The sequence below is a fragment of the Arthrobacter sp. 2MCAF14 genome, assembly GCF_052115645.1.
GTDB lineage: Bacteria > Actinomycetota > Actinomycetes > Actinomycetales > Micrococcaceae > Arthrobacter.
The window spans coordinates 1-4,507 of sequence record NZ_JBFRHB010000082.1 but is presented as its reverse complement, the minus strand read 5'-3'; the positions used below and the strand labels follow the sequence as shown (position 1 = coordinate 4,507).

Sequence of the window (4,507 nt, the reverse complement as noted above, 5' to 3'; positions counted from 1 at the left end):
GCCTTCTTTTTTCACGAGGTTCTTCAGGCCCACGAATTCAGGGCCCATCTGGACCTTGGCTTTGATCCACTCGGGCTTGCGTTCGACCGGGACGGCTTTATTGCGCTGTTCAACGCGCAGCAGCTTACGGCCTTCAGGTGCCAGGGTCATGAGGAACTCCATAATTCAGGTGGCGCGGACGCACCACGATGATTCGGTTCCTCCCCGCTCTGTATTGGACCTGAGAGTTTCCGCGTCCCGCCTCGCGGCTGGACGCTTGCACCGTCGGTGAGCCCGGTTGCCCGGGCTGCTTTCCAGAGTTGCCTTGCCGCGGCGGTACATGGGCCTGAGAGATTCCTGGGGAGGATTTGCTCCTACGGCGCCTGCTGAAACGTACCGGCAGGGCTCTCCCGCCGCAGATCATAAGCACATGCCGCCTTTCGGTGACACGTCTCACATGATATCCGGTGCCTGTGCGGTGCGCAAAGATGCGGCCTTTTCCAGCCGGGGCTCCCCGGACTTGGCTGGATGGCGTTCAGTGTTTCGCGCTGGGTTCGGCGAGGCACCGTTAGCGTACTTCCATCACGCAGTGTCAAGGGTTTTGCTCTTGCTTGAGTAGTCGATATGCAAAATTGAGTGCTCGAAAACAACAAATTGAGTAGTGTTTGGATTGGGGATTGAGTATCGGGAAAAATCTAGAGGTCGAAATAACCGAGTACCGATTCTAGAATTCCGCGATAAAGTCCTCCGACCTGTTTAATAAAAGGTTTTGCTTAATTTGCCTTTTCTGCATAATTTAATCGTTAAGCATTTGCTTCAATGGACGCTCCTCCCGATAACACTCGCCGGAGGACAGTGTGAATCGAAAGTCAAGAACCTTAAGAATGACCGGTGCAGTTGCCGCCACCATGCTAGGCGCTGCCGCCAGGACGGGCATGGCCGTGGACAGGGCCCGGGCCAACGATTGGCGGAGTTACTGGTCTCCTGGGCCGAAACTCGCGTGACCAGGTCCCCTGTTGTAGCGGTATCCGATCTCATAGCGGGAGTAAATGACACCTCTGGCGTACTCATGCTTGATTTCCTCGGCGAACTCTTCCGCCTCGTCTTGAGATGCGAAGACGCCAAGCACGGCATTAAATGATTCCTCTTTATCGTGTTGGACGATCCACACCGCAGCCATGCTGACAGAATACCTGAAAACTTGAGCGCCTTGACCTTTTGATAACGCCCGGTGGTCTTCTACGACCGTTTTACGCATAGCAAATAGCAATTAGCAAAGGGAGTCATGAAGAAAATATCCGTACTTGCCACGTCAGCTCTGTTGCTGGCCTCGTTGTTCGCGGCAGGGCCGTCGACGGCCATTGAACAGCCGCCGAAGGCGCCAGACACCCCGGCCGATGCTCCGGCATATGATCCAAAGGTCGCGGCACCCAAACCTGGCGACCTGACTTGGGCCGAGGTAGCTAAAGTCGGGCAGAGCTTGGGAACGTTCACGGAAGAGACCCTCAAGAACCAAATCTCGAAGGAAGTCGCTGCTCCTGCCAGCCTGTCGGCGATCGCCGGTGCAAGCGGCCAGCGTTGCACCATCGACACTGGAAACGTTTATAAACGGACATCTGGGAGCATCTTTCCGTATGGAACTGTTGGGGGTCACCCAAAGACGACGTGCAATGTCTTGATGATCAGCATCTCCCAGACAACAAGTCTGTATAAGACGGTTTGGTGGGGGCTTCAGCGAGTGGCAGGTCCGTTCAACAGCTTTAACCAGGGACAAGCATCCTTGATCCAGACATCTCCTGAGGTCATTTGCGCGGACCTTCGCGAATCGACATTCAGGATGTTCGTCCGTAGTACTGGGACGTTCCCGACCAGGGCAGTGGGATCAGCCAGCGCCTGGGAAGGCGCCACCTTGAAGTGCGGGACCAAGTAGTAAGTTCAACGAGCTATACAGACTGGACGCCTTCATTGCCCCACCAAATATCTGCCGCTAGATCCTGCGATAGCTGAGGTCGAAGATCATGCGTCCCGCCTCGTGGGCCTTGTTTTCGAAGCTGGTGCGGATGCGGCCATCAAAGCGCGGAGCCCATCCGCCCACGTGGTCCACTCCCTCGTTGGGGCCGGTGTGCTCGGTGCTGACCGGTGCCCGTCCTTCCTTGACGGGGGCCCCGCCCACCATGGATTCGACTCCGGATTCCCACACTTGGGTGAGGGGGCTGTCCGCGCCGGTCCGCTCGCCGTCGTGCACGTTCTCAAACTCAGTGGAGCCGGCAAGGACCTCGCGGACGTGGATGGCGTAGTTGGACCAGTCTGTGGCGATCCGCCACAGGCCACCCTTCTTGAGGGACCGCGCAGCGAGTTCGGCGAACGCGGGCTGGATAAGGCGGCGTTTATGGTGCCGGGATTTGTGCCACGGGTCCGGGAAGAAGACCCAGAGCTCGCTCACTGAACCCGCGGGCAGCATGGTGGCCAGGACCTCGGGGGCGTTGGCTTCCACCACGCGGACGTTGCTGAGCCCGCGGCTGTTGATCTTGATCATCGTGTTGGCCAGGCCCGGCGTGTAGACCTCCACTGCGAGGAAGTCCTTGTCCGGGTTCTCCTCCGCTGCATGGCACACGGCATCCCCGAGTCCCGAACCGATTTCAACAATCAGCGGTGCCTTGCGCCCGAACTCCGCTTCGGCGTCGAACACGTAGTCCGGGTGCACTGACGTGTTGGCCACATGCCGCGGAACCTGGATGGCCCAGTGGTCCGAGTGCTCTTCCCACGCTGCCTGGCGGCGGCCCTGAAGGCGCGTCCCCCGGCGCACGAAACTGACCGGCCGGCCGCCATACGTGCCGAAGGAGGCCTGGCTGCCCGGGGTCACGGGGCGCGAAGACTGCGGTATTTCAGGGGAATCTGGGGTTTCACTCATCTTCTCCAGAATACCGTTGCAGGACCAAACGCCCGCGGCAGAACCTGGATAGGCTCCCGTCATGAGGCGCCCCCGCATGGGCGCGACTGCCAGAATGGGTTGGTGACCCCCGCTTCAGGCTCCCCCAAGAACACCAAGCCGCACCCCAGCGTCCCCGAGATCCTCGTCGACGCCGAGATCGACGAGCTTCCCGCCGCCGAGCCCACGCAGGTCAAGACGCGCGGCGGACTCGTCTTCCTGGGGATCTGCCTGGTGCTCATCGGCCTGAATCTGCGGACGGTTTTTTCGAGTTTTTCGGCAGTCCTTCCGGAAGTCACCGCCGACGCCGGGCTGCCGGGCTGGGCGGTGGTGGTCCTCACCACTGTGCCGGTGACCTTGTTGGGTGTCTTCGCGCCGCTGGCGCCGATCCTGGCCCGCCGATTCGGTGCCGAGAGGGTATTGCTCGGCGCAATGGCAGTGCTGACAGCGGGGCTTTTGCTGCGTCCGGTGGACCTCGCCGGCGCCGGGCACTTACCGGCCCTCCTTGCCGGTACCGCGGCGTGCGGCGCGGCGATCGCGCTATGCAACGTGCTGCTTCCCGGCGTGGTCAAGCGCGATTTCCCGCGTCGGCTCGGGCTCATGGGTGGGCTGTATACGACGGCGATTTGCGCGTCTGCCGCCCTTGGCGCCGGTTTCACCTACCCCGTCTTCACGGCGGCCGGGCACTGGACCTCGGCGCTGTGGTTCTGGGCGCTGCCCGCCGCCGTCGTACTTTTGCTTTTCTTGCCGCTGGCGATCCGCCAGCATCCCGTCCGGCACAACGCCGCCGACGGCGGTGCGAACGTCTGGCGGTCCGCCGTCGCCTGGCAGGTCACCATCTTCATGGTGTTGCAGGCGATGATGTCCTTCAGCGTGTTCGCCTGGCTGGCCCCGATTCTGCGTGATCGCGGGATCGACGGCGGCACGGCCGGCTTGATTGTGTCCGTGTCGATTGTGCTGCAGATGCTGGGTTCGTTCATTGCCCCGGGCCTCGCGGCCCGGTTCAAGGATCAGCGTGTCATCAACACTGTGGTGGCGCTCATGACCGGCGGCGGCTTCGCCTTGAGCATCTTCGGTCCCACGAATTTGATTTGGGTGTGGACCGGGCTGTTGGGCCTGGGGCAGGGGAGCCTCACGGCGGTGGCGTTGACCATGATCATGCTGCGTACCCGTGATTCGCATAGCGCGGCGCACCTTTCCGGCATGATGCAGGGCGTCGGCTATGGCTTGGGCTCCACGGGAACCCTGATGGTCGGCCAGTTGCACCAAGCGACCGGCGGCTTCGCGGCTGCCGGCATCCTGTTCCTCGTGGTGGGATCCCTGGCGGCCTTCTTCGGCTTCCGCGCCGGCCGGAACCGCTACGTCGGCTAACCCAACTAGCTCGCAGTCGTTGTCGTTTAGCGGGTTCAAAACGACGTTAACTGCGAGCCAGTTGGGTTCAAGCGGGGAGTTTAGACGATATGAAGTGGAACGGGTCACCTGCCCGTCCGGGGCAGTCCATTATCGCCGGGCGGTCCTGCGGCGCCGGCGTGAGCTGATTTGGTTGCCCTGACGCGGGGATCGGCGCTGAAGGACCTGTTCCCGGCGGTGATGTCCTTT

At 61.4% G+C, this 4,507-nt stretch carries 4 protein-coding genes, 1 pseudogene and 2 riboswitches; of the genes and pseudogenes, 2 read left to right on the top strand and 3 right to left on the bottom strand.

The features are described 5' to 3' along the window. Together AB4074_RS24545 and AB4074_RS24540 are read right to left on the bottom strand one after the other, a co-directional pair. Positions 1 to 150: pseudogene (locus AB4074_RS24545) on the bottom strand (lipoyl synthase); the annotation flags it as partial. Between the two features lie 49 nt (positions 151 to 199). After that, positions 200 to 302: riboswitch (glycine riboswitch) on the bottom strand. 1 nt (position 303) lies between these two features. Next, a riboswitch (glycine riboswitch) is annotated at positions 304 to 402 on the bottom strand. Positions 403 to 952: 550 nt separating this feature from the next. Then, on the bottom strand, positions 953 to 1,237 hold the full coding sequence (locus AB4074_RS24540) for a DUF7336 domain-containing protein (protein ID WP_441415713.1): 285 nt from the start codon (positions 1,235 to 1,237) through the stop codon (positions 953 to 955). 27 nt (positions 1,238 to 1,264) lie between these two features. Here AB4074_RS24540 and AB4074_RS24535 point away from each other — a divergent pair, with 27 nt between their 5' ends. Next, positions 1,265 to 1,909 carry a hypothetical protein gene (locus AB4074_RS24535; RefSeq protein ID WP_441415712.1) on the top strand — a complete coding sequence of 215 codons (645 nt, stop codon included), beginning with the start codon at positions 1,265 to 1,267 and terminating at the stop codon, positions 1,907 to 1,909. Positions 1,910 to 1,966: 57 nt separating this feature from the next. Here the strand turns inward: AB4074_RS24535 and trmB are convergent, their stop codons facing one another. After that, complete coding sequence (trmB, locus tag AB4074_RS24530; RefSeq protein ID WP_441415711.1) at positions 1,967 to 2,890, bottom strand: tRNA (guanosine(46)-N7)-methyltransferase TrmB; 924 nt, start codon at positions 2,888 to 2,890, stop codon at positions 1,967 to 1,969. A 102-nt stretch (positions 2,891 to 2,992) separates the two neighbouring features. Between trmB and AB4074_RS24525 the strand changes: the two genes are divergently transcribed. Continuing rightward, positions 2,993 to 4,279: an MFS transporter gene (locus AB4074_RS24525; RefSeq protein WP_441415710.1), complete on the top strand. Its 1,287-nt coding sequence runs from the start codon at positions 2,993 to 2,995 to the stop codon at positions 4,277 to 4,279. The last annotated feature ends 228 nt before the right edge of the window (positions 4,280 to 4,507 follow it).